General features: G+C 61.5%; 23 protein-coding genes. 9 read left to right on the forward strand and 14 right to left on the reverse strand.

Annotated features, from left to right (window positions below; genetic code table 11):
* The 7 genes from AC1D06_RS22485 to AC1D06_RS22515 form a co-directional block, all read left to right on the forward strand.
* Nucleotides 1-879, forward strand: an 879-nt coding sequence (locus AC1D06_RS22485) for an ABC transporter ATP-binding protein (RefSeq protein ID WP_477988028.1), incomplete at its 5' end; no start/stop codon positions are given.
* Nucleotides 872-1,801: a carbohydrate ABC transporter permease gene (locus AC1D06_RS22490; RefSeq protein WP_477878791.1), complete on the forward strand. Its 930-nt coding sequence runs from the start codon at nucleotides 872-874 to the stop codon at nucleotides 1,799-1,801. The genes AC1D06_RS22485 and AC1D06_RS22490, both read left to right, overlap by 8 nt.
* On the forward strand, nucleotides 1,801-2,646 hold the full coding sequence (locus AC1D06_RS22495) for a carbohydrate ABC transporter permease (protein WP_477878790.1): 846 nt from the start codon (nucleotides 1,801-1,803) through the stop codon (nucleotides 2,644-2,646). Before AC1D06_RS22490 ends, AC1D06_RS22495 begins: the two co-directional genes overlap by 1 nt.
* A 95-nt stretch (nucleotides 2,647-2,741) precedes the next feature.
* Nucleotides 2,742-4,073 carry an extracellular solute-binding protein gene (locus AC1D06_RS22500; RefSeq protein ID WP_477988029.1) on the forward strand — a complete coding sequence of 444 codons (1,332 nt, stop codon included), beginning with the start codon at nucleotides 2,742-2,744 and terminating at the stop codon, nucleotides 4,071-4,073.
* Nucleotides 4,074-4,259: 186 nt separating this feature from the next.
* Nucleotides 4,260-4,823 carry a nucleotidyltransferase family protein gene (locus AC1D06_RS22505; protein ID WP_477988030.1) on the forward strand — a complete coding sequence of 188 codons (564 nt, stop codon included), beginning with the start codon at nucleotides 4,260-4,262 and terminating at the stop codon, nucleotides 4,821-4,823.
* Between the two features lie 103 nt (nucleotides 4,824-4,926).
* Nucleotides 4,927-5,790: an AraC family transcriptional regulator gene (locus tag AC1D06_RS22510; RefSeq protein ID WP_477988031.1), complete on the forward strand. Its 864-nt coding sequence runs from the start codon at nucleotides 4,927-4,929 to the stop codon at nucleotides 5,788-5,790.
* A gap of 15 nt (nucleotides 5,791-5,805) precedes the next feature.
* On the forward strand, nucleotides 5,806-6,219 hold the full coding sequence (locus AC1D06_RS22515; RefSeq protein WP_477988032.1) for a DUF1801 domain-containing protein: 414 nt from the start codon (nucleotides 5,806-5,808) through the stop codon (nucleotides 6,217-6,219).
* 131 nt (nucleotides 6,220-6,350) lie between these two features.
* On the opposite strand, the gene AC1D06_RS22520 is transcribed toward AC1D06_RS22515, so the two are convergent.
* The 11 genes from AC1D06_RS22520 to AC1D06_RS22570 all read right to left on the reverse strand — a co-directional run bounded on the left by AC1D06_RS22520 (nucleotide 6,351) and on the right by AC1D06_RS22570 (nucleotide 19,176).
* Complete coding sequence (locus AC1D06_RS22520) at nucleotides 6,351-7,427, reverse strand: ABC transporter ATP-binding protein (RefSeq protein ID WP_477988033.1); 1,077 nt, start codon at nucleotides 7,425-7,427, stop codon at nucleotides 6,351-6,353.
* A 1-nt stretch (nucleotide 7,428) separates the two neighbouring features.
* The gene (locus AC1D06_RS22525) at nucleotides 7,429-9,339 is read right to left on the reverse strand and encodes a glycoside hydrolase family 127 protein (protein ID WP_477988034.1); all 1,911 of its coding nucleotides are present in this window, start codon (nucleotides 9,337-9,339) and stop codon (nucleotides 7,429-7,431) included.
* A gap of 24 nt (nucleotides 9,340-9,363) precedes the next feature.
* Entirely contained in the window at nucleotides 9,364-10,230 is an 867-nt protein-coding gene (locus tag AC1D06_RS22530) for a carbohydrate ABC transporter permease (protein ID WP_477878783.1), read from the reverse strand.
* Nucleotides 10,227-11,159 (reverse strand): carbohydrate ABC transporter permease, encoded by a 933-nt coding sequence (locus AC1D06_RS22535; protein WP_477988036.1) that lies wholly within the window; start codon nucleotides 11,157-11,159, stop codon nucleotides 10,227-10,229. The genes AC1D06_RS22530 and AC1D06_RS22535 overlap by 4 nt, the downstream gene beginning before the upstream one ends.
* Nucleotides 11,160-11,466: 307 nt before the next feature.
* A complete protein-coding gene (locus AC1D06_RS22540; RefSeq protein ID WP_477988037.1) occupies nucleotides 11,467-12,705 on the reverse strand; it encodes an ABC transporter substrate-binding protein in 1,239 nt (412 codons plus the stop codon).
* A gap of 41 nt (nucleotides 12,706-12,746) precedes the next feature.
* Complete coding sequence (locus AC1D06_RS22545; RefSeq protein ID WP_477988083.1) at nucleotides 12,747-13,772, reverse strand: LacI family DNA-binding transcriptional regulator; 1,026 nt, start codon at nucleotides 13,770-13,772, stop codon at nucleotides 12,747-12,749.
* A 244-nt stretch (nucleotides 13,773-14,016) separates the two neighbouring features.
* Nucleotides 14,017-14,793, reverse strand: coding sequence for an aspartate/glutamate racemase family protein (locus AC1D06_RS22550; protein WP_477988038.1), 777 nt, complete (start codon nucleotides 14,791-14,793; stop codon nucleotides 14,017-14,019).
* A complete protein-coding gene (locus AC1D06_RS22555) occupies nucleotides 14,790-15,608 on the reverse strand; it encodes an ABC transporter permease (protein ID WP_477988039.1) in 819 nt (272 codons plus the stop codon). Before AC1D06_RS22555 ends, AC1D06_RS22550 begins: the two co-directional genes overlap by 4 nt.
* Nucleotide 15,609: 1 nt before the next feature.
* On the reverse strand, nucleotides 15,610-16,521 hold the full coding sequence (locus tag AC1D06_RS22560) for an ABC transporter permease (protein ID WP_477988040.1): 912 nt from the start codon (nucleotides 16,519-16,521) through the stop codon (nucleotides 15,610-15,612).
* 232 nt (nucleotides 16,522-16,753) lie between these two features.
* Complete coding sequence (locus tag AC1D06_RS22565) at nucleotides 16,754-18,055, reverse strand: ABC transporter substrate-binding protein (RefSeq protein WP_477988041.1); 1,302 nt, start codon at nucleotides 18,053-18,055, stop codon at nucleotides 16,754-16,756.
* Between the two features lie 32 nt (nucleotides 18,056-18,087).
* The gene (locus tag AC1D06_RS22570) at nucleotides 18,088-19,176 is read right to left on the reverse strand and encodes an ABC transporter ATP-binding protein (protein WP_477988042.1); all 1,089 of its coding nucleotides are present in this window, start codon (nucleotides 19,174-19,176) and stop codon (nucleotides 18,088-18,090) included.
* Between the two features lie 248 nt (nucleotides 19,177-19,424).
* Here AC1D06_RS22570 and AC1D06_RS22575 point away from each other — a divergent pair, with 248 nt between their 5' ends.
* Complete coding sequence (locus AC1D06_RS22575) at nucleotides 19,425-20,135, forward strand: GntR family transcriptional regulator (RefSeq protein WP_477988043.1); 711 nt, start codon at nucleotides 19,425-19,427, stop codon at nucleotides 20,133-20,135.
* A 205-nt stretch (nucleotides 20,136-20,340) separates the two neighbouring features.
* A complete protein-coding gene (locus AC1D06_RS22580; protein ID WP_477988044.1) occupies nucleotides 20,341-21,897 on the forward strand; it encodes a D-aminopeptidase in 1,557 nt (518 codons plus the stop codon).
* Between the two features lie 6 nt (nucleotides 21,898-21,903).
* On the opposite strand, the gene AC1D06_RS22585 is transcribed toward AC1D06_RS22580, so the two are convergent.
* Genes AC1D06_RS22585 through AC1D06_RS22595 form a run of 3 tightly spaced genes read right to left on the reverse strand, consistent with a single transcriptional unit; the run spans nucleotide 21,904 to nucleotide 24,885 of the window.
* Nucleotides 21,904-22,890 carry an ABC transporter ATP-binding protein gene (locus tag AC1D06_RS22585; RefSeq protein WP_477988045.1) on the reverse strand — a complete coding sequence of 329 codons (987 nt, stop codon included), beginning with the start codon at nucleotides 22,888-22,890 and terminating at the stop codon, nucleotides 21,904-21,906.
* The gene (locus tag AC1D06_RS22590) at nucleotides 22,887-23,912 is read right to left on the reverse strand and encodes an ABC transporter ATP-binding protein (protein WP_477988046.1); all 1,026 of its coding nucleotides are present in this window, start codon (nucleotides 23,910-23,912) and stop codon (nucleotides 22,887-22,889) included. The genes AC1D06_RS22585 and AC1D06_RS22590 overlap by 4 nt, the downstream gene beginning before the upstream one ends.
* Nucleotide 23,913: 1 nt before the next feature.
* Nucleotides 23,914-24,885: an ABC transporter permease gene (locus AC1D06_RS22595; RefSeq protein ID WP_477988047.1), complete on the reverse strand. Its 972-nt coding sequence runs from the start codon at nucleotides 24,883-24,885 to the stop codon at nucleotides 23,914-23,916.

Raw genomic sequence — 24,885 nt, forward strand, 5'->3', positions numbered from 1 at the left:
CGCGACATCGCCATGGTCTTCCAGTCCTATGCGCTCTATCCGCATATGACCGTGCGCGACAATCTCGGTTTCGGCCTGCAGAACATCGCCACGGAGAGATCCGTCATCGACGGCCGCATCGCCGAGGCAAGCCGCATGCTGGAAATCGAGCACCTGCTCGAGCGCAAGCCCGGCCAGCTGTCGGGCGGCCAGCGCCAGCGCGTCGCCATCGGCCGCGCCATCGTCAAGGAGCCGAAAGCCTTCCTGTTCGACGAGCCGCTCTCCAATCTCGACGCCGCACTCAGAACCCGCACCCGCATCGAGCTGGCGCAACTGCACCAGCGGCTGAAGTCGACGATGATCTTCGTCACCCACGACCAGATCGAGGCGATGACGCTCGCCGACCGCATCGTGGTGATGAACAACAAGAAGATCGAGCAGATCGGCTCACCGATGGAAATTTACGAGCGGCCGGCGACGCGCTTTGTCGCAGGCTTCGTCGGCTCGCCGCAAATGAATTTCATCACCGCGAAACTCTCCGGCGACGCCGGCAAGGATGCCGTTGCGACGCTGGGCGACGCCACGACGATCCAGACCGCCATCGGCTGGGGCACGCTGCCGGCGGGTGATTATACGCTTGGCATTCGTTCCGAAGCGATCCTGGTCGCTCCAGCGGGTCAGGGCCATGCCGATGGCGTGATCGACGTGCTCGAGCGGCTCGGCGAACGCACGCTGGTCTATACGCGGTTGAAGGACGGGCAGGTCGTGGTCGCCAATGACACCGGCAACAGCCGCCTGAAGGTCGGGGATGCGATCGCGCTGACATTCGACGGCGCCAAGGCACATCTCTTCAACGCCGCCGGCCTTGCCTGGCATGGACGGGAGCTTGGCGATGGCTAACGAGATCGCACTTTCCGGGAGCCCGTCGGCCACCGTCGCGCGCGCACCGAGCGCCGATATCAATGCCGCCGACTGGAAGCATTTTGCCTTCGTCGCACCCTATCTGTTCTTCTTCGCGACGCTGCTGGTCTTTCCGCTGTTCTGGGGAATCTGGCTGAGCTTCCATAAGGCCGACACCTTCGCCACCGGCAAGTTCGTCGGTTTCGGCAACTATATCCGCCTTTTCAATGACAGGGTCTTCCTGCAATCGATCTGGAACACCTTCTATTTCGTGCTGTTGACCGTGCCGCTGCTGGCGGTGATCGGCCTGTTCCTGGCGCTGGCGCTCAATCAGCGGACACGTTCCGCGGCTGTGATGCGCACCATCTTCTTTTCGTCCTCGGTTCTCTCCGTCACCATCGTCACGCTGATCTGGCGCATCGTCTATATTCCCGATTTCGGTCTGCTCGCGATCCTCTACAGCGCCTTCGGCGCCAAGGCGCCAGCCTTCATTTCCGATCCCAACCTGGCAATGATCGGCATTGCCATCGCGACCATCTGGTGGTGCATCGGCCTGCCGATGATGCTGTTTCTCTCGGCGCTGCAACAGATTCCGCAGGATATCTACGAGGCCGCAGCACTCGACAATGCCAATCGCTGGCAGACGCTGCGCTCGATCACCCTGCCCTCGATCAAGCGCACCTTCGTGCTGGTGATCATCATCCAGATCGTGCTGCAGTTCCAGTTGTTCGGCCAGCCTTGGCTGATGACGCGCGGCGGACCCAACAACCTGACCAAGCCGATCGTGCTCTATATCTATGACACGGCCTTCCGCCGCTGGGATCTCGGCCTTGGTGCCGCCGCCTCGGAAATCCTGTTCATCCTGATCCTGATTGCCGCCATGGCGCAGTATTTCGTCAATCGCCGCAAGGGAGAACAGTGATGAGCGCATCCGTTTCCATCAAGGGTCGGGCCTTCGGCGACCGCGTGATCTTCGGCCTCGTGGTCCTGCTCGCCATTCTCATGGTGGCGCCGGTGCTGTTCGTCGTGGCGCTGTCGTTCAAGGATAACCACGAACTGATGGTCGATCCAACCTCGGTGTTCCGCGCGCCCTATACGGTCGTCAATTACATCAATACGGTCCTGACGTCCTCGGTCTTCCGCTGGGTGCTCAACAGCATCATCGTCGCCGGCGGACTGACGCTCTTCACCCTCGTTCTCTCGTCGTTGGCCGGCTACGGCTTCGCCCGGCTGAATTTTCCTGGGCGCGACATCCTGTTCATCATCGTGCTGCTCGGGCTCGCCGTGCCGGAACAGGCCGTGCTGGTCTCCCGCCACCAGATCTTCAGCTGGCTGAAGTTCCACAACACCTACCAGGGCCTGATCCTGCCAGGCCTGTCGAACGCCTTCGGCGTCTTCCTGATGACGCAATATTTCCGCGCCATCCCACGCGAACTCGACGAGGCGGCCATGCTCGACAATGCAAGCCGGTTCCGTATCTTCTGGAAGGTGCTCTTGCCGCTCACCGTGCCGGCGCAGGCGACGCTGGGCATCTTCACCTTCCTCGGCGCGTGGAACGACTATTTCTGGCCGCTGATCTCAGCCACCAAGAAGGAGATGTTCACGCTGACCGTGGGTATCGCCTCGACGCAGAGCAATTTCGCGCAGTCGGAGGGCGTCGGTTTCCTGATGTCCCAGGCCGTGTTTGCCGGCGCACCAATCCTGATCGTCTACCTGTTTTTCCAGAAATACATCGTCACGGCCGTCTCGGGGGCTGCGGTGAAGTAGGACTTGGCCGCCTTCAGACCGTGTCGAGGAGCACGGGAAGGCGACCCGAGGGGAATATCTAAACGCGCCGGAGGGCGCTTCAAGGAGGAAAGCATATGGCATTTAAGATAGCAAACCTGGTGAGGGCGGCCGTTTCCGCTGCAGCGCTCCTGAGCGCCGCCTCAGCCCTCGCGGCGCCGGTCGAATTGACCGTGCAGCGCTTCTTCGGCGCCTGCGATGCCGAATGGGGCAAGAACACCGATGTCAGCAAGGCCGTCGGCGAATGCGGCATCATGACGTCCCTGATCAACAAGTTCAACGCCGACAATCCGGATGTGCACGTGTCGGTTACGACGGTCGAATGGCCGGGCTATGACCAGTTGACCGCGCAATTCGCTTCCGGCGACGCGCCCGACATCGTCACCATCCATGAATCCGTGCTGTCGGATTATCAGTCGAAGGGCCTGTTGATGCCGCTCGACGATGTCCTGAAGTCCGTCGGCGTCACGCCGGACAGCTTCACCGATGCCGCCAAGAACGGTGTTACCAAGGAAGACGGCAAGATTTACGGCCTGCCGATCGACACCTGGAGCCTCTTGTTCCACATCAATATGGGCCTGTTCAAGAAGGCCGATCTCGTCAATACGGATGGTACGCCAAAGCTGCCGACCAGCGTCGATGAATTGCTGGCCCAGGCCAAGCAGTTCAAGGAGAAGACCGGCAAGCCCTATTTCATCCAGCCGACGGCCAATGAAACCGCAAACCTGGCCTGGAACCTCTACAGCTATCTCTTCCAGCAGAATTCCGATTTCTTCGCCGATCCCAAGCATGTCAAGCTGAACGCGCCGGAGGCCAAGAAGGTCGTCGAAATGTTCCGCACGCTCTATACGAACGGCGATATCACCCCCAATCTCGACTATGGCACAGGCATCAATGCCTTCCTGGCTGGTGAAGGCGGCGTTCATCTGAACGGCACCTGGGTGATCGGCGATTACAATGCAGCCTCGGAAAAGCCGGGCACGGCGCTGAATGCCGGCGGTTATGCCGTCTATCCGTTCCCGCAGCTCTTCCCGGGCCAAAAGGCGCAATATGCCGACGGCCACACCTGGGCGGTGTCGCAGAAGGACCGCACGCCGGAACAGATCGCCGCGATCGGCAAGTACCTGAAATTCTTCGCCGACAATGACTTCGATTGGTCGCGCACCGGCCATCTGCCGGCTTACAAGGCTGTCCTCAACTCCGACAAGTTCAAGGCCCTGCCGCATCGCAACACGCTGCTGCCGCTTGCCGCTCTCGGCCGCCCGCTGCCATCCGCCGTCCTGCGCCGGTTCGCCATCCAGGACATCGTCGGCGAAGAAATGAACGCCGCCGAAACTGGCCAGAAGGATGTCGGTGCCGCGCTTGCCGATATGGAAACCCGCGTCAATGAGTTGCTGAGCAACCTGTAAACCGGATCAAGAGCTCTCCCCAGTGCCCTGCGGCTGGAAACGGTCGCGGGGTATTGTGTTTTGGGAGAACCTCCATCAGACCCGCGCCGTCCCATCATCTGCTTTGAGGGGCAGCGCTCTCGGCTTGTGTTTTGCACTTGCCATGCGATGATCCGGCGACGGAATCGAATTGCGCAGAAGAGAGCGGTGTCTATCACGGCAAAGCAATTTGTGTCTTGTGTCAGGGAAAACCCCATCAACGACAGGCTCCTGAGCGTGCTTCCAAGCCTACGCCTTCCCCAGTGTGCGTTGACGGCCGGGTGCCTCTTTCAAACGTTGTGGAATTTGAAGAGCGGCAATGACCCTCGGCACGGCATCAAGGACTACGATGTATTTTACTTCGACGACAGTGACCTTTCATGGGAAGCCGAAGACGCGGTCATCCGCAGAGTGAGGGATGCTTTCGGCGATGTTGCCGGAAATCTGGATATCAAGAACCAGGCACGTGTCCATCTTTGGTATTCGGAGACTTTTGGCAGCCCCTGCCCAAGGCTGGTTGACGTGGAAGATGGCATCGATCGCTATCTGATCTCATGCACCCGCATCGGTTTGAAAGTCGAAAGCGGCTGTCTCTACGCCCCCGACACACTTGACGACATGTGGGACGGCATTCTCAGAATGAACCCGCTCAATGCCCAGCCGGACAGATTCATACGCAAGTGCCAGGAATATGTTTCTCGCTGGCCGTGGCTGGAGATCGCCTCATCGTAATGCAGCACATCGATCCCAGCAGGTTTTGAGCGACCTCAAACTCAGCAATATCTGTCAGCCCCCTCCATGCCATGTTGCCTTTCATCGAAAGGGAGACGACAAAATGCTCATGAAGACGAACGACATCAGGCACAGCTACGCCGCCCGCATCGGTCGCGTGGTGGACTATCTCCACGACCATATCGAGGACGAGCTCAATCTCGACCTGTTGGCCGATGTCGCCGCCATGTCGCGCTGGCACTGGCATCGGGTCTATACGGCCATGCAGGGCGAGACCGTTGCCGCAACTGTCCGCCGGCTGAGGCTCAGCCGTGCTGCCGACCGGCTCGCCAATTCCGATACTCACATCGGCGAGATCGCCCGACGCGCCGGTTACACGACGGCGGAGGCTTTCGGGCGGGCCTTCAAGCAATCCTATGGCATGACCCCGGGCGCCTATCGCGAGGGCGGCAGCCATGCGCTGTTCAAGGCCGCCAACCGAACGAGCGACGCCACCGGCTTTCCGGTCGAGATCGTGACGCGGCCGGCAATGCATTGCGCCTCAGTGCCGCATTGCGGCAGCTATATGTTGATCAGCCGCGCCTTCGAACGGCTCTTCGCCACCGCTGTTCCGGCCGGCTTGGTCACCCGCCAGTCGCGGATGATCGGCGTTTATGATGACGATCCCGACGCCGTCGACGTCGACGATCTCCGCTCGGCGGCCTGCATCGCAGTGGCCGACGGCATTGTCCTGCCGTCGGGGCTGGAGCCGGTCGATACCAAAGGAGGTGCCTTCGCCAAGCTCTCCTACAGAGGCCCCTATGCCGATATGCGCGATGCCTATCGCTGGCTGATGGGCGTCTGGTTGCCAGCGTCAGACCATGAGGCCGCCGATGGACCGATGCTGGAAGAATATCTCAACAGCCCGGCCGACACCGCGCCGCCGGATCTGCGCACCGATATCTTCCTGCCACTCGAGACCATTTGATTAGAGAGGCGTGAGATGCAGCCGATGCCGGAGAATGTGCAAGCCGCATTCGACGCCTTTCCGCCAGAGGTGCGGCATCGGCTCGCTGAAATTCGCGCGCTGATTTTCGGCATTGCCAGCGACGATCCGCGCATCGGCGCGATCTCGGAAGCGCTGAGATGGGGAGAGCCGGCCTATCTCACGGAAGCGACCGGCAGCGGCAGCACCATCCGGCTCGGTTGGCCGCGACAATCACCAGATCATGCGGCGGTGTATTTCATCTGCCGCACGACGCTGGTGGATGAATTCCGCGAGCGGTTCGGGAATGATTTTCGATTTGAAGGAACACGCGCTGTGCTGCTGCCGGTCGACAGCGAGGTCGACAAAGCAGCGCTCGAATTCATGTTGTCGATGGCGTTGACCTATCATCTGCGCCCGCATCGCGGTTGAGCATAAGGATTGTTCGAGACATATCCGGACGGGATCGTGGCGCAGGCATGGATGACCGCACCACAAAAAGATTGAAGAGGTGCGGCCACCCCCTGATGTCTTGCCAAAACAGAATTGGCAGAGCCCACCTATCAATCGTAAAGCCGCAGCCCCTCGGCATTGAACAGCCGCTGGTGCCCGGGATCACTCGTAAACGACAGCTTGCTCCCAGCCTCGATATCAGCGGAGCCACGATATTCGACCGTTAGCGGCTGACCATCTTCGAGCTGGCAATACAGGAACTGCGTCCCACCGAGATATTCGGCGAAATCGACCGTCGCACTGAGCGCGCCCTCGTGATGCTCGGAGACACGCAAATGCTCCGGCCGCACTCCGAAGGTGATCTTCTGGCCGTTCGTCAGACCATGGCCGGCGACTGCCGCGCCGATCTCGTTGCCAGCGACTTTAATCGTGCCGTTCCCGGCCCAGGTCGCGTCGAGCAGGTTCATCCGCGGTGAGCCGATGAAGCCGGCGACGAAGATGTTGGCGGGATTTTCATAAAGCTCGCGCGGTGTCCCCTCCTGCTCTTTGCGGCCGTCACGCAGCACGACGATCTTGTCGGCCAGCGTCATCGCTTCGGTCTGGTCGTGGGTGACGTAGATCATCGTGTTGCCGAGTTCGCGATGCAGCCGCGCGATCTCGATCCGCATCGAGACGCGCAGCTCGGCATCGAGGTTCGACAGTGGCTCGTCAAACAGGAAGACATCCGGCTTGCGGACAATGGCGCGACCGATGGCGACACGCTGGCGCTGGCCGCCCGAGAGCTGGCCGGGCCGGCGGTCCATCAGATGCTCGATCTTGAGGATCGCCGCGGCCGCTTTCACCCGCGTGTCGATCTCCGACACCGGCGTGTTCGCCATCTTCAGCCCGAAAGCCAGGTTTTCGCGCACGCTCATATGCGGATAAAGCGCATAGGATTGAAACACCATGGCGATGCCGCGATCGGAAGGGTCGAGATCGGTGACGTCCCTGCCCTTGATCTGGATCTCGCCATCGGTGACCTCTTCGAGCCCGGCGATCATCCTCAGCAATGTCGATTTGCCGCAGCCCGACGGGCCGACGAAGACCACGAAAGAGCCTTCGTCGATGCGGAGATCGATGCCATGGATGACCTGCAATCCGCCGAACGTCTTGCGGATGCCGCTCAATACGACGCCGGTACCGGCCATGCTATTTCCCGCTCCTGATCCACACCAGCATCTCGCCCGGCGCGCGATTGTCCCAGAGATGATAGGGCACGAACCGCGCCGTCGCGTCCTGAGCTTCCGGCGGTGCGGTGCGATAGAGGTCACTGCCCCAATCCGCCCTCGCCCGCTTGACCGGCAGGTCGAGCGCCACCGCACCATTAAGCGCGGCGATGGTGCTTTCCTTCGCCGGCCCGAGCGCACCCAGTTCGATGCCGTTCAGCCCTGCGCCATTGTCGGTCGCCTCGACGCAATAGACAAGAGGGCCGCGCATCAGCGCCTTGCGGCCGGCGTCCTGCCGGACCAGGGGATTGGCCCAGAGCGCACGGGCTTCCAGCGGGATGTTCAGATCCACGGCGTCGCCACTCTTCCACTCGCGCTCGATGCGGGCATAGCCGTCGACGGTGAGCGAAGCGAGGTCGAGGCTCTCGCCATTGACCGCAAGCGACGCGCCATGCGCCCATTCCGGGACGCGCAGCGAAATCGCGAAGCGCGCGGTCTTGTCGGTCGAAACGTCGAAATGCACCGCGCTCTGCCAGGGATAGTTGGTCTGCTGCTTGAGCTCGACATTGGTGCCTGCGCATTCGAATTTTGCCGAGCTCTCACCATAGAGGTGCACGGCGATCTCATCGTCGGCAACCGCATACATGTAGGAGCCGATCGAGGTCAGCAGCCTGGCGATATTGGGCGGGCAGCAGGGGCAATTGTGCCAGACCCAGCGATGATGCTTGCCGGCGCTTTCGAGCGGATTTTCGTAGAAGAAGGTCTTGCCGTCGAGCGACAGGCCGCTCATCGCGCCATTATAGAGCGCCTGTTCCATGATATCGGCATAGCGGCGGTCCGGGCCGCGGCCGAGCATGCGGTTGGCCCAGAACACCAGGCCGACCGAGGCGCAGGTCTCGGCATAGGCGCTTTCGTTGGGCAGGTCGTAATAATCGGTGAAACCTTCGTTGGACGCCGCCGGCCCAATGCCGCCGGTGACATACATCTGCTTGGTGATCAGGTCGTCCCAGAGCCCTTCGAGCGCCGAAGTCAGGCTATCGTCATTGTATTCCGTGGCGATGTCGGCCATGCCCGAATAGAGATACATGGCGCGCACGGCGTGGCCGACGACCTTGCGCTGGTCACGCACCGGCTCATGCGCCTGGCCATATTGATAGGTCTTCTGGTGGAAATCAGCCGGGTCGCGGCCGTCGCGGATCGCTTCCTCGGTGAAGAAATGCGGTTCGGTGCCGCGCTCGTCGATGAAGAATTTCGACAGGTCGAGATATTTCTGCTCGCCGGTCACGCGGGCAAGCTTGACCAGCGCCAGTTCGACCTCTTCGTGGCCGCAATAGCCCGGCATCTGCCCCGGACCATGGCCGAACATCTTGATCATATAGTCGGCAAAGCGGCACATGATGTCGAGCAGCTTCTTCTTGCCGGTCGCCTGGTAATAAGCAACCGCGCCCTCGATCAGATGGCCGGCGCAATAGAGTTCATGGTGGTCGCGCAGATTGGTCCAGCGGCGGTCGGGCTGGACGCGCTGGAACCAGGCATTGATATAGCCGTCCTTGTCCTGCAGCTTCTCATACATGTCGATGATCGCATCGACGCGCGCTTCGAGCTCCGGATTGGCCCGGCGATAAAGCGAATAGGCAACCGTCTCGATCGACTTGCCGAGGTCGCTGTCCCAGAACATCTGGGTCGAGCCGCCCCAGGGGCTGATCGGGATGACGATGCCCGGGCTCGGCTGACTGACATCGATGGCGCGCAGCATGCCAGCTTCAACGCAGCGATCAAGCAGCGTCTCGGCGGTCGAGTTGCAGATGGCGTCCTGGCGCTCGCCGAACAGGCCGCCAAGCGTAACGCTCGGTACGGGCAAGGGACGGAACTGGCGGTCTTTCCTCTTGGTCATGTCTCTATCCATTCTGAAGGGGGATTATTTCACCGCGCCGGCCATCAGCCCGCGCATGTAATAGCGTTGCAGAAGCAGGAAGACGATCAGGCAGGGTATGGTCATCACCACCACTCCGGCCTGTACCGCGCCCCAATTGATGGCCCCGAGACGGCCAGCGCGCACGCCCATCATCAGCACGGGCAGCGTGAATTTGTCGGCCGAGGAGAGCAGTATCAGCGCCGCCAGGAATTCGTTCCAGGCATTGAGGAAGGCGAAGATCGCCACCGTCGCCACGCCGGGCAGGACGAGCGGGAAGAGCACGCGGACGAGCAGCCTCAGATCGCGGGCGCCATCGATGCGCGCCGCCTCCTCTATCTCCTTCGGCACCGCGTCGAAGGCGTTGCGCATCATGAACACCGAGAACGGCAATTGCAGCGTCACATAGACGAGCGTCAGCCCGAACAGCGAATTGTTGAGCCCCATGCGCGCCAGGATGATGAACAGCGGCGTCAGGATCGACTGGAAGGGGATCATCAGCGTGGCGATGATCAGCACGAACATCACGTTCTTCAGCGGAAAGCGATAGCGCGAGAAGCCGTAGCCTGCGAGCAGGCTGACAGCCACCGTCAGCACCGCCGTGGCAATGGACACGGTGAAAGAATTGAGCGTATGCGTCCAGACGCCGGCGCCGAACGTGTCGAGCACCTGATAGGTGTCGATGCTGAAGCCGCCTGTCGGCCATGGCGGCAAGGGCGGCAGCATCGCCTCTGAGCCATGCTTGAAGGATGAGAGAAACGTGATCGCAAACGGCGCAAAGAAGAAGATGACGACGATCAGGCCGATGCCGTGATAGGTGACGCCATCCCAGAACGCCTTTCGCGCCCGGGCGATTTGCCGTGTCGTGCTCATGGCTTGTCCTCCCCGATGCGCAACAGCCAGAGCTGGGCAATGCTGATGATGACGAGGATGACCAGCAGCGCAATCGACAGAGCTGCGCCATAGCCGAGATTGAACGAGATGAAGGACTGGATGAAGATGTAGTAAACCACTGAGATCATCTGGTTCTGCGGTCCGCCTGATGTCATGATGTAGAATTGGTCGAAGGCAAGGATCGAGCCGGTGATCGAGATGATCAGCGCCAGCGCGATCGTTCGCCGCATGAGCGGCAGCGTCAGGTAGCGGAAGCGCTGCCAGCGCCCGGCGCCGTCGATGCGCGCCGCCTCCGTCAGTTCGGATGGAATAGCCTGCAGGCCGGTGAGCAGGATGATCATGGTGAAGCCGGCGATCTTCCAGACGACCATGACGATGATCGTGTAGAAGGCGGTGCCGAACGAGGCGAGCAGATTGGGGCTCTTCTCGACCACGCCCATGTCGCGCAGTGCCGGACCGAAGAAGCCGGCATCGACATTGACGAGCCAGACCCAGAGCAACGATGCCGTCGCCAGCCCAACCACGACCGGCAGGAAGATGATGGTGCGATAGGCGCTCACCAATTTGCGCTGCTTCTCGACGAAGATTGCCAACGGAAAGGCAACGGCGAAAATCGCGATGGTGACGATCACCGTGTAGTAAGCGGTAAATTTGAGCGAGGTGAGAAACCGCGCATCCGTCAGCATGCGGGTGTAGTTCTTGAAGCCGGACCAGGCGGGCGTGCCCATCAGCGGCCATTTATGCAGGCTCATCCAGCCGGTGAAAATCACCGGTACGACGAAGAACAGGATCACCAGCGCCATGGCCGGGGCGACATAGAGCATGCCCCGCCAGTTCGACGTCCGCCGCCGGCGCCTTACCCGGACGAGCGGTTGGGTGATGACCTGTTGTTGACCGATGACGGCCATGGATGCACTCCAAAGTTCAGAAAAAAGGCCGGGAGGTGGAGGCACCGCCTCCAGAGCCTCCCGGCCAAGGCTCGCCGTCAAATCCTGGGCTACCGCGTGTGGCACGAAGACCCCTCCCCACAAGGGGAGGGATTTGACCTGCCGCACCCTCATACCTCGATTGAGGCAGAGAGCGTGCCACAAGTCTTCTCCCCCCTTGTGGGGGAGATGGCCGGCAGGCCAGAGAGGGCCTTGCCGCAAGCGATTGCCCTACTGTCAATTTCGAGGCCCAAGCACCGCCGGGCCTCGAAATCAGATGTCTTAATACTCACTGCGCATTGTCGATGATCGACTGCATTTCCGACTGCGCAGTGGAGAAGGCCCCATCGACATCGTTGCCGAAGATGGCCGCATTGGTGAACGACGCCCAGGGGCCGTTGGCGCTGTTGATCAGGTCATTGAACTGCAGCGTATAGGGGGTCTTGGCGACCTTGATCGCATCGATACCCACCTGCAGGCGCGGATCGAGGCCTTTGAGCACTTCCTGGGCGATATCGCCGCGGGTCGGCAGGCTGCCATATTTCGCCATCACCTTCTGGCCGTCCATCGAATAGATATATTCGAGGAATTCCTTGACCGCGGCGATCTTCTTCGTGCCCTTGGTGACGACGAAATTGTCGCCGCCGGCGAAGGACGAGGGATTGCCGTCGACGCCCGGGATCAGCGTCACGCCGAAATGGATGTTCGGATATTGCGTGACAAGCGTGCCGATGGCGAAAGCGCCGAGGCTCTGCTGGCCGATCTTGCCATTGGTGAAGGAGAGGAAGTTGGCACCCGTATCACTTGCGGCACCCGGCGGCACCAGGTCCTTCTTAACCATGTCGCGATAGATGCTGACCGCCTTGCGCATTTGCGGCGTGTCGAGCGTCGCCTTCTTGCTGTCGGCCGACAGGATATCGGCGCCGGCGCCCCAGGTGAGCGGGGTGAAGGTGAAGATCATGCAGCCGCCGCAGCCGCCGCCGGAGAAGTAGAAGCCATAGGTGTCGTCACCCAGCTTGCGGATTTTTTCCGCATTGGCTTCGATCTCATCCCAGGTCTTCGGCGCTTTTTCCGGGTCGAGGCCGGCCTTCTTGTAGAGGTCCTTGTTCCAGGCGAAGACCGAGGTCTCGACCGAAAGCGGCAGGCCGTAGATCTTGCCGTCATAGGTGCCGAGCTTGACATGCGACGGCGACAGCGAATTGAAATAGGGCAGGCTCTTGGCCCAATCCGTCAAGTCCTCGAGCTGGCCCGCCGAGGCGAAAGCCGGCGTATAGATCAGGTCCATGGACAGCGCGTCCGGGGCCTGGCCGCCGGCGATCGCCGTCGCGTATTTCTGCACCAGTTCCGAGAACGGCACTTCGGTGGCTTCCACCTGGTTTTCGTGGCTCTTGTTATAGGCCTCGACCACCTTCTTGAAGGAGTCGCCGATACCGGAACGGACCCACATCTCGATCTTTTCCCCGGCAGACGCGGCCGAGGCGAAGCTCAGCGTGGCGATGGCCGTGGCGGCCAGCAATCTTTTCAGCATGTCATTCCTCCCAAAATGGCGCTTTTCCTCCGCGCCGATCCTCATTGTCCGGGGTTTTCACCCCCACATGACTGCCGTACCACCAGCCGGCACGGCAATTTCCTCACGCCCGGCTCGACGGGCTTTCCTTCAGCGAGCGCCAGCACGGTGACGCCCGCCTGCCGCCCGAGTTCGCGCAACCCCATGTCCACCGTCGTCAGCGGCGGTCGCGTCTGGGCCGCAACGATCTCCCAATTGTCGAAGCCGACAACCGAGACGTCCTCCGGCACCTTGATGCCACGCTCGCGCAACGCATCGATCACACCGCGTGCAATCTGATCGTTGCCGCAGAAAATCCCGTCCGGCCGCTCGGCATCCTCACGACCCCAGAGCTGCGCGACCGCCTGATGCCCCCAGGTCTCAGACCAGGGGCCGTACAGCACCGGCTCGTCTTCGCCCGCGACGGCATGGAAGGCATGCGCCCGCTCGCGGACCGAAAAGAAATCCTTCGGCCCGGTGATATGGGCCAACCTCAAACGCCCGATCTTCCCAAGCCATTCCACCGCCAGCCGCGCACCTTGCGCATCGTCCGAGCGGAAAGTGACACTGCCGGGCGTGCCTTCGGTGAAGGCGTAGACCACCGGCACCGGCAGGTGCGACAGGTCCACAGGCAGGCGCCGATCGAGGCGCTTTCCCGTGGCAATAATACCATCGACCTGCTTCTCCAGCATCGCATCGACATGAATCTGGGCGAGCGCCGGATCATCCTCGATGGCGCAGAGGAAAACCGAGACGCCGTGATCCACCAAGGCTTCCGAAATCCCCGCCATCACAGGCAGGGTAAAACGGCCATAGGTGTCATTGGTCAGCAACCCGATGGTAAAGCTACGTTTGCTGAGCAGCCCGCGCGCCAGAGCGTTTGGCCGGAACCCGATCTCGATCGCCAGCCGCTTGACCCGTGCCCGAGTCTCCGTCGACATGCGCCCCGTATCGTTCAATGCCTTCGATGCCGTCGAAATGCTGACACCGGCCACGCGAGCGACATCGTGGATCGTGGTACGCCCTCTTTTTCCTCCCTCGACCTTCAGCTCTTTTCTCCTCGATTGGCGAGAGAAAACCTTTTCTCATGATGGATGTCAAGTGAGAAAAGGTTTTCTCACGTTTGGGTGTACCAACGCGCCGACGCCAGAAGGCTCAGCGCCAGTTGCTTGCCAATCCGGTCAGCGGAAAAACGAAATCGAGGTTTGTTTTATGCGCGTTGCGAATATCGCACGACGATGCGATCGCCGGTCCTGCGTGAAGCGAACGACCGAGGCGCACCTGGCAGAAAGATCATAACCCGTGAGAGCGACCAGCAATCCTGTCTGGTGCGAAGGCTTCCAACAGCCCAAGATAGGGCTTGCCGATCGGCCTCGCATAGGCGCCGCGCTTGGATGTCTTCAGCCCGAGCGCCACCAGCATCTCGGCCTGCTTGACCGCGGCTGCRACGCCATCGATGACCGGCACGCCGAACTCTGCCCGCAAATCCTCGACGAGATCCGCCATGCCGGCGCAGCCAAGTACGATCGCTTCGGCACGATCCTGTTTCAGTGCCGAGGCGATCTCCTCGCGCAGGCGCGGCTTGGCGTTCGAACGGGGGTCTTCGAGCGACAGAACCGGAATATCGGCCGCCCGCACATTGCAGCGATGCGCCATGCCATAGCGTTGCACGAGATGTTCGAGCGGCTGGCGCGAGCGCTCCATCGTCGTCACCACCGTGAAACGCTGGGCAATGAACGCGGTTGCGGCAATTGCCGCCTCACAGATCCCGATCACCGGCATATCGACCAGCGCCCGCGCCGCATCCAGGCCCGTATCGTCGAAGCAGGCGATGATCGCAGCATCCGCTCCCGCCTGTTCGCCCTTTGCCAGTTCGATCAGCAGGCCCGGCACCGCGAAAGCCTCGTCATAATAACCCTCGATGGACACCGGTCCCATGGACGAGGTGATGGCGATCACATCCGTCAGCGGTCCTTTGACCCGCGCGGCGGCGTCGGCAATCGTCGCAGTCATGCTTGCTGTCGTATTGGGATTGACGACCAGCAGTTTCGTTCGCCTGACTTCGCTCATCCGCGCGCCCGCGCCCGATTGAGGTAGACGATGGTGCCCAACGTGCCGCCGATAACGAGGAAGGAGAAAACCGTCGTCACCGTGCCGAGCGCATAGAGCACCGGCGTCGTGACATTGGTGGTCATGCCGTAGATTTCGAGCGGCAGCGTATTATAGGTCCCCGATGTCATCAGCGTGCGGGCGAACTCGTCATAGGAAAGCGTGAAGCCGAACAGGCCGACACCGACCAGGCTCGGCGCGATCATCGGCAGAAGTACATATCGAAACGTCTGCCAGGACGTCGCACCGAGGTCGCGCGCCGCTTCCTCATAGGCCGGTGAGAACCGGTTGAACACCGCAAACATGATCAGCACGCCGAACGGCAGTGTCCAGGTGAGATGCGCGCCGAAGCCCGACGTGTACCAGGAGGGCTCGATGCCCAATTGCTGGAAGAGAACGCCGATGCCGAGCGAGATGATGATCGACGGTACGACGAGGCTGGCAATGGCGAGATAGAACAGCGGCGTTGCACCGAGAAACTTGCGCCGAAAGGCGAGACCGGCAAGCAGCGACACGACGACATTGACCACCATGACCATCAGGCCGAGGGTCAACGACCGCTCGAACGAACCGCCGAAATCGCCCACCGCCTGCTTTTCGAACAGGTTGGCGAACCAGTGCAGCGACACGCCGTTGAGCGGGAAGGTCAGCCCGCCATCCGGCCCTTGGAAAGACAGGATCAGGATCGCCGACAAAGGGCCGTAGAGGAAGAGCACGAAGAGCGCGAAAAAGACGGCCAGGATGTAAAATTCACGGGAGCGTTTCTCACGGTGCATGTCAGAGCTCCTTGCGGATGTCGACGATGCGCAGGATCCCCGCGACCATCAGGAGCACGAGCACCAGGAGAACCACGGCATTCGCTGCTGCTGCCGGGTATTGCAGCAGCGACATCTGGTTCTTCATCATCAGTGCCACCGACGCACTCTGGCCCCCGGACATCACCTGCACGGTGGAGAAGTCTGCCATCACCAATGTCACGACGAAGATCGTGCCGATCGCCATGCCGGGCTTGGCAAGCGGGATAATGACATTGGTGAGGATCTGCCAGCTCGACGCGCCGGCGTCGCGGGCCGCCTCGACCAGCGATTTGTCGATGCGCATCAGCGTGTTGAAGATCGGCGTGACCATGAACAGTGTATTGAGATGCACCATGGCGAGCACGACGGCGAATTCCGAATAGAGCAGCCACTCGATCGGCTGCGGCACGATGCCGAGCTTGACCAGTGCCGAATTGACAAGGCCGTTGCGGCCGAGCACTGGAATCCAGGAGATCATGCGGATGATGTTCGAGGTCAGGAAAGGCACGGTGCAGACGAGGAACAACACCATCTGCATTGCCGTCGTCCGTATGTGGAATGCGAGAAAGTAGGCAACCCAGAAGCCGATGAACAGGGTGATCGCCCAGACGATGACGGCGAATTTCAGCGTGTTGAGATAGGTCTTCCACGTCACCCAGGATCCGAGCGTGTCGGTGTAATTCGAGGTGAGGAAGGCCGGATACATGGCAGCGAAGTCGTAATCCCAGAAGCTGACGACGACGATCATCAGCACCGGGATCAGCAGGAAGAAGCCGAGGATGAGCAAGAGCGGCAGCGCCTGCAGATAGGCGGCGACAGCAGCAAGAGTGCTGCCGGGTTTGCGGGTCCTCGATTTGGTCTTGACGATTGCGGCGTCTGCGACGGCGGCCATCGGGTTTCTCCAGCGGTTCAAGCAGTGCCATGCCCCTCATCCGGCTGCCGCCACCTTCTCCCCGTAGTGACGGGGAGAAGGGAAATGCGGCGCCGGCATCCCGCCCCTCAGCCGTTGCAGAATGTTCTGACAGCAAGGCGGTCTCGAAGCGGATTCCCTCTCCCCGTTTCAACGGGGAGAGGGCTAGGGTGAGGGGCAGATCGGGATGCATCGCCCTGCGAGGGACGAAGCCTCACGCCGCGATGAATTCGTTCCAACGCTTGACCATGTAGCGGTCCTCGTCCATCACCGAGTTCCAGCAGGCGACGTGACCCATGCGGTTTTCGAACGAGCCGCCGTCGCGCACAGCGCCGGCCTTTTCCATAACCTTGCCGTCCGGAGCCTTGATGTCGCCCTTGGCCGGCTTGCCTTCGATCCAGTAGCCCCATTCGTCCTCGGACATATATTTCTTGGCGGTGTCCATGCAGGCCGAATAATAGCCCTGGCGGTTGAGATAACCGCCGACCCAGCCGGACGTGTACCAGTTGATATATTCATAGGCCGCATCGAGCTGTGCCCCGGAGAGGTGCGATGCGAGGCCGAGGCCACCACCCCACGAACGATAGCCTTCCTTGAGCGGCTGGAATTTGCAGGCGATGCCCTTGGAACGGACGGCCGCGACGGCCGGCGACCACATGGACTGGATGACGACTTCGCCCGAGGCCATCAGGTTGACCGATTCGTCGAACGACTTCCAGAAGGCGCGGAACTGGCCGTCGCCCTTGGTCTTGATCAGGAAGTCGATCGTCTTGTCGATTTCTTCCTTGGTCATGTTGCCCTTGTCGGCATATTTGATGTTGCCGGCGGCTTCCATGATCATCGCCGCATCCATGATGCCGATCGACGGAATGTTGAGGATCGCCGTCTTGCCCTTGAATTTCGGGTCGAGAATGTCGGCCCAGCTGGTGATCTCGCGGCCGACGAGGTCGGGACGAATGCCCAGCGTATCGGCATTGTAGATCGTCGGCATCATGGTGAAGAATTCGGTCTCGTGGCCGGCGAATTTCTTCGCGTCTTTGGTCTCGACATAACCGACGGTGTGCGGCGCGGTGCCTTGGGCGATAACGCTGTCGGGCTTGAGCTTGCCATTCTTGAACAGCGGCACGACGGCATCGTAATATTTCAGCTTCTTGGTTTCCATCGGCTGGATGACGCCGGCCGCATAGACCTTCTTCAGGATCCAGTATTCGATGTCGGCAATGTCGTAGGAGTTCGGCTGGGTCACGGCGCGCTGGGCGGCGGCGTCGGAGTCAGTCGCCGTCATTTCAAGCGTGATGCCGGTATCGGCCTTGCACTTCTCGGCAATGTCGTTGAGGTTGGACACGCCGGTGCCGAACTGACGAAGCGTGATATTGGTCTTCGCCCAGATGGTCGGGAAGCCGGTGATGAGGCCTGTGCCGGCGGCGGCGCCGACGGCGGCGGCACCGGTTTTCAACAGCGAGCGGCGCGAAATGCCCGCTTTTTCGGCAGTCTTGTCATTATTGGTGTCACGCATGGTCTGTTCTCCTTTTATGTTGTTCTGAGGGATCAGCTGTCGAGCCGGCCAAGCACGATGGCGTCGCGCGGCTCCCAGAAGAGGGGCACGGCCTGGCCGACCGTGATCGGCTGGGCAAAAAATTCGTTGTCGCCGAGGATGACGGTGAAGTCCTCGATGCCTGCGCCGGCGAGGGACAGTTTCACTGTCGAGCCGCGATATTCGACGTTGGAGACGATGCCGGTGAAACCGAAACCTGGTATCGAGGTCTCGCCGACCCGAACGCGATCGGTGCGGATGGCAATGTCCGCCGGCGCGCCGATCTCGCTTTGCCGGCCCGTCGCCGAGAACTTGCCACCGCCCACCACGTCGAGATCGGTGCCATGTTCAGTCGTGGCGGTGATCTTGCCGGAAATCACATTGTGATCCCCCATGAAGCGGGCGACAAAGGCCGTGGCCGGCTGCTCAAAAACTGTGCGCGGGGCCGCAGCCTGCTCGATCCGGCCATCGTTCATGATCACGATCAGGTCGGCCAGGGCCATCGCCTCTTCCTGGCTATGGGTCACATGCACGAAGGAAATGCCAAGCGAGGTCTGCAACTTCTTGAGCTCGGCGCGCATCTTGATCTTGAGGAACGGATCGAGTGCGGAGAGCGGCTCGTCGAGCAGCAAGGCCTCGGGATCGGTGATCAGCGCGCGGGCAAGCGCCACGCGCTGCTGCTGGCCGCCGGACAATTGCGCAGGCCGCCGCGTCGCATAGGGCTCAAGCTGCATCAGCTTGAGCATGGCCATCGCCTTGGCATGGCGCTCGGCCTTGTCGACACCCTTCATCTTCAGGCTGAAGGCGACATTGTCGACGAGATCGAGATGCGGAAACAGCGCATAGGACTGGAACATCATTGCTGTGCCGCGCTTGGCCGGCGGCAGGTCGGTCACCACAATATTGCCGAGCCTGACGTCACCGCTCGAAATCGCCTCATGGCCGGCGATCATTCTCAGCGTCGAGGTCTTGCCGCAGCCGGATGGCCCGAGCAGGCAGCAATAGGTGCCGGCAGGAATCTTCAGGCTGATCGAATGCACTGCCGTCGTCTGGCCATAGACCTTGGAGACGGAGACGATGTCGATTTCGGCGGCTTTGCTCATGCGGCGCTCCCATGCACTGCACAAGCCATGCATCCGCCGTGCCAACTTCGCCGCATTGCAATAAAGCGCTGATTTACATTCTTATTTTCCTGTTAGTAATATGTCGGCAAAACCACCCTCCCCTGCTTGCGTAAAAAACAAGCGATTGTCGGCGATCCCATGGTCAAATCGTATGCAATAATTTTTAGGATCATCAGCATTCCCACGCGGCCCCATTCGCGATAGAACAAGATGATGGGAATCCGCGCATGAATATCATCGAAAAAACAGCTGACATCGACCAGAACCAGGAAGACCGCGCCCAGGCGATCCGCGACGCACTGCGTGACGCGATCGTCGACCGCAGGCTTGCCCCGGGGGCAAAACTCTCGGAAGCCGAGGTCGGCACGCTGTTCGATGTCAGCCGCACCGTGGTGCGCTCGGTATTGCAGATGCTGGCTTATGAAGGCCTGGTAAAGATTGAGCGCAATCGCGGCGCCTTCGTCTCCAATCCGACGCCGGAAGAGGCCAGGCAGGTGTTCGATTCCCGCCGTCTGATCGAGCCGGGCATCGTGCGCGCCGCCGCCGAGCGGCTGATGCCGGCCGACATTGCGGCACTTCGCCAACACCTGGAGCAGGAATCGCGCTTCATGAACGAGCGCGGCCCGACGGCACGGCGGGCCGAGATCAAGGCCTCCGGCGATTTCCATTTGATGCTGGCAAGCCATGCGGGCAATGCCATCCTGCAGAAGTTCATGGACGAGCTCRTCGCCCGCTCATCCCTGGTGATCGCCCTCTATGGCCGCTCCGGCATTTCGAGTTGTGGCCACAACGAACACGGCGCCGTTCTGGATGCGCTTGAAAAACATGACGCTGATCGCGCCTGCGACCTGATGCTGCATCACATCCATCATATCGAGGCGGACCTCGATCTCAGGGTTCAGGAAGGCCTGACGCTCCGCGACGCGCTGGCCCTGTAGGACCTCTCGCCAGAGACCGCGACCTTTCGGCGAGGACGCTCACAATCATCGAGCGCACTCAATGCCGTAGGCATTTCCGACTATTCCGATGCCACAAGTCTGTGCTTATCCTGGATGATGTGGGCAAGGCCGACCTCGCTGAGTCGCACTTCCTGTTCTTAACGCCCCCTAGAATTGCCCCCACGTTCATCTGATGCGAGTTCACATGTCATCCAAGCATCCGCTCCTCGACGCCACCATTCGCTCCCTGCCGGATCTCTACAAAGGGCCGGGAGGCGCGGTTGCCGTGATCCGCGACGGCCAGATCGAGGTCAGAGATGCCTGGGGCTATGCGGATCTTGAACGTCATGTGCCGATGGCACCCTCGACGATCATGCCGATCTGCTCGATCAGCAAGGAATTCACCTGCGCGACCCTCCTGGAAAGCGTCGGCGATCCTTCCCTGCTGGACGCGGCGCTCGCGGCTTACCTGCCCAACTTCGAGAGCGATCTGCCCCGCGTCGTCGATCTCTGCAACAACCAATCCGGCCTGCGTGATTATTGGGCGCTGACGGTTCTCTGCGGCGCCGATCCGGAGGGCGCGTTCCGGCCGGAAGATGGGCCGAGCCTGCTTGGGCGGACCAGGACGACGCATTTTGCGCCCGGCTCGCATTATTCCTATTCGAACGGTAATTTCCGTATCCTGTCCGACCTGATCGAGGCCCATACCGGCGAAAAGCTTGGCGATCTCTTCGCCAGGCATCTGTTCGGACCGGCAGGCATGCTGACGGCGGAGCTGTTTCCTGACACCGGCAAGTTCAAGGGAGCGGCCATCGGCTATGAGGGCAATGTCCAGGTTGGCTTCCGCCCGGCCATAAACAATCTCTACTGGTCCGGCGATGCGGGCATCTGGGCCTCGCTGGACGACATGATCGCCTGGGAGACTTTCATCGACGCCGGCCGTGACGACATGGCAAGCCCTTATGCGCGCATCTCGAAGCCGCAGACCTTTTCGGACGGCGCTGCCGCCAGCTATGGTTTCGGCCTGGCGCATATGATCATCGGCGGCATCAAAATGACCGGTCACGGCGGGGCGCTGCGCGGTTGGCGATTGCAGCGGCTCCATGCGCCATCCGAGCGGCTTTCGGTTGTCGTCATGTTCAACCATGAGAGCGATGCCCATGCCGCCGCGGAGCAGGTCATGCTCGCCGCCCTCGGTCAAACGAAGGCTGCTCCGGCGCGCCTTGCCCGCGAAGCAGACTGGGCCGGTCACTATCTCGACCAGGAGACGAAGCTCACATTGAGCCTGACGCCGCTCGACACCGGTCGCTTGACCGCGCGGTTCGAGACCTCGCCGGAAATCGTGACCCTGATGCCGGATGGAACGGCGCGCTCCGACGAAATGGTGCTGTCGCGAGACGGCAGCGACATCCTCCTGAAGCGTGCGGACGAGAATCTATCGCTACGGCTGAAGCCTGTCAGCGGTGAGGCGCGTAAGGATATCGAGGGCCGCTTTCATTGCGAAGAACTGGATGCCGACCTCCAGGTCACTTCCAGCGGCGGTGCAATGTTCGTTGTCTGCAAGGGTTTCCTTGGCACATCGCGCATGCAGTCCCTCTATGCAATCGGGACGGACGTCTGGCTGATGCCCTGCCCGCGCGGCCTCGATGCGCCTGCGCCGGGAGACTGGAGCATGGTCTTCGAACGCAATGGCGACGGCAAGGTCACTGGACTGACGATTGGCTGCTGGCTGGCCCGCGGTGTCCGCTATGTGAAGGCGTGAGTTCGATCACTCCAGCGGAAAATGACAAGCAACGCTGCGGCCACTTGCATCGCCGGTCAGCACCGGCCGCGTCTCATGGCAGAGCGCTTGGGCATAGGGGCAGCGGGTCGAGAATTTGCAGCCCTTGGGCGGATTGAGCGGGCTTGGGATTTCTCCCGTGAGCAGGATGCGCTCCTGCTTGCCGCGATTGTGCGGCTGGGGGATGGCCGAAAGCAGCGCCTGCGTATAGGGGTGGCGCGGCGCGCCGTAGAGCGCATCGGTCTCGCCGACTTCGACGATCGACCCAAGATACATGACGGCCACCCGGCTCGACACTTGCCGCACCACCGCGAGATCATGGGCGATGAACACATAGGTGAGGTTGAGCCGCTGGCGCAGGTCGGCGAACAGGTTGACGATCTGCGCCTGGACCGACACATCCAAAGCTGACACCGGCTCGTCGGCGACGATCAGCGCCGGCTCGACTGCCAGTGCCCGCGCGATGCCGATGCGCTGGCGCTGGCCGCCGGAGAATTCGTGCGGATAGCGGTCGAGATATTCGCGGCGCAGGCCGACCAGTTCCATCAGTTCGGCCAAGCGATCGTCGATCTCCGATCCCCGGCGGATATCATGCACCTTCAGCACCTCGCCCAGCATGTCGCGCACCTTGCGGCGCGGATTGAGCGAGGCGGAAGGATCCTGGAAGATCATCTGCATCTTGCGCCGCACCGGCTTGAGCGCTCGCTTTTCCGCTTTGGAAATATCCTGCCCGTCGAAGGTCAGCCGACCGGCAGTGATGTCATAAAGCCGGGTCAGGCAGCGGCCGAGCGTGGATTTGCCGCTGCCGGATTCGCCCACCAGGCCCAGCGTCTCGCCGGGATAGACATCGAGGCTGATGTCGTCGACGGCATGCAGAATGCGTCCCGAACCGGGCCGGATGGTCTTGCCGACGACAAAATTCTTGGTCAGCGCCTCGGCGGAAAGCAGCGGCTTGGTCTTGTCGGTCGCGCTCATGCGGGCTCTTCCAATGTCAAAACAGTGCTGCGCAGGGCATCACGCTGCTCGCCGTCGAGGATGCAAAGGGCTGCCTGATCGTCGATGCGACGCAGCGGCGGCCGGCCCGCGCATTCGGGGCGGGCGAACCGGCAACGCGGCTGAAAGCCGCAACCCTCCGGAATGCTRCCCGGCGTCGGCGGCATGCCGGCGATGGAAATCAGCCGCTTCGGACGCTCGCCGGTCAGCGGCGGGATCGAGGCCATCAAGCCCCAGGTATAGGGATGGATGGGATTGGAGAAGATTTCCCGTGTCGTGCCGCGCTCGACGATGCGGCCGGCATACATCACCGCCACCTTGTCGGCGACTTCCGAGACCACGCCCATGTCGTGGGTGATGAGGATGATCGCCGAGCCCAGGTCCTTGCGCAGCCTGAGCAACAGGTCGAGCACCTGCGCCTGCACCGTCACGTCGAGCGCCGTCGTCGGTTCGTCGGCGACCAGCAGCGCCGGCTGGCAGGAGAGCGCCATGGCAATGACAGCCCGCTGCCGCATGCCGCCGGACAGCTGGTGCGGATAGCGCTCGACTGCCTCGGCGGGATTGGAGAAACCGACTTCGGCCAGCAGTTCGATTGCCCTGAGCCGAGCGGCACGCTGAGAGATCGGCTCATGGGCGCGGATCTGCTCGGCGATCTGCCAGCCGATCGTATAGACGGGCGTGAGCGCCGTCATCGGGTCCTGCGAGATCAGCCCGATTTCCTTGCCGCGGATACGGCGCATCTGGCTGGCCGTCATTTCAATGATATGCTGGCCGCGAAACGAGACGGCACCTTCGACGCGCGTGGTCTTGCGGTCATGCAGTCCCAGCAGCGACAGCAGCGTCACGGATTTTCCCGAGCCGGATTCGCCGACGATCGACAGGATCTCACCTTCGCGGACGCTGAAGGACACATCATCGACCGCCTTGACCACGCCGTGGTCGGTGGCGAAGGAGACGCTCAGGCCGTTGACATCGAGCAGCAGCGGTTTTTCAGGGGGCGTCATCTCAATTCTCCCTGATACGCGGGTCGATCAGCACATAGACGATGTCGACCAGGCCATTGGCGAGCACGACGAAGAAGGAGGCGTACATGACCGTGCCCATGATCATCGGCAGGTCGAGATTGAGCAGCGCCTGGTAGGTCAGCCGGCCGACGCCGTTGAGCCCGAACACCACTTCGGTCAGCAGCGCCGAGCCGCCGACCAGCGCGCCGAAATCCAGCCCGAACATGGTCACGAACGGGATCAAGGATGTCCGGAGCGCATGCCGCAGCATCACCCGCATCGGGCTCAGCCCCTTGGCGCGGGCGGTGCGGATATAGTCCTCCTGATAGGCCTCGACCAGATTGGCGCGTAGCACCCGGCCATAGATGCCCACATAAAGCGCGGCCAGCGTCGACCACGGGATGATCAGGGTCAGGAACCAGCCGACCGGATCGGAAAACAGCGGCTTGTAGCCAAGCGCCGGCACCCAGGAAAATGCCCAGCTGTCATGAAACCGGCTCTGCGAGATCAGGTTCATCACCTCTCCCAGCCAGTAGACCGGCATGGAGACGCCGATCAGCGCCAGCGCCATCAGGCCCCGGTCGAGCACGGTGTCGCGGGCCATCGCGGCGATGACGCCGAAGACCACGCCGCCAACCACCCAGAGCACGGCGGCGCCGAACACCAGCGACAGCGTCACCGGCGCCGCTTCCACGACCTGCGGCACGACGCGCATGCCGCGATTGACGTAGGATGCGAGATCCTGCGTCACGAACAGTCGCTTCATCATCAGCACATATTGCACCGGCAAGGGCCGGTCGAAGCCGAATTCGGTGCGGATCTGCGCGACCGTCTCCTGCGAGGCATTGCGGCCGGCAATGCGGGCGGCAGGGTCGGAACCGGGCGTAGCGAAGAAGATCAGGAACACCAGCACCGAAATGCCGAACATCACGAACAGCATCTGCCCGAGACGCTGGAGGATTGCGTAGGTCAT

The sequence above is a fragment of the Rhizobium sp. P2_G2 genome, assembly GCF_056403555.1.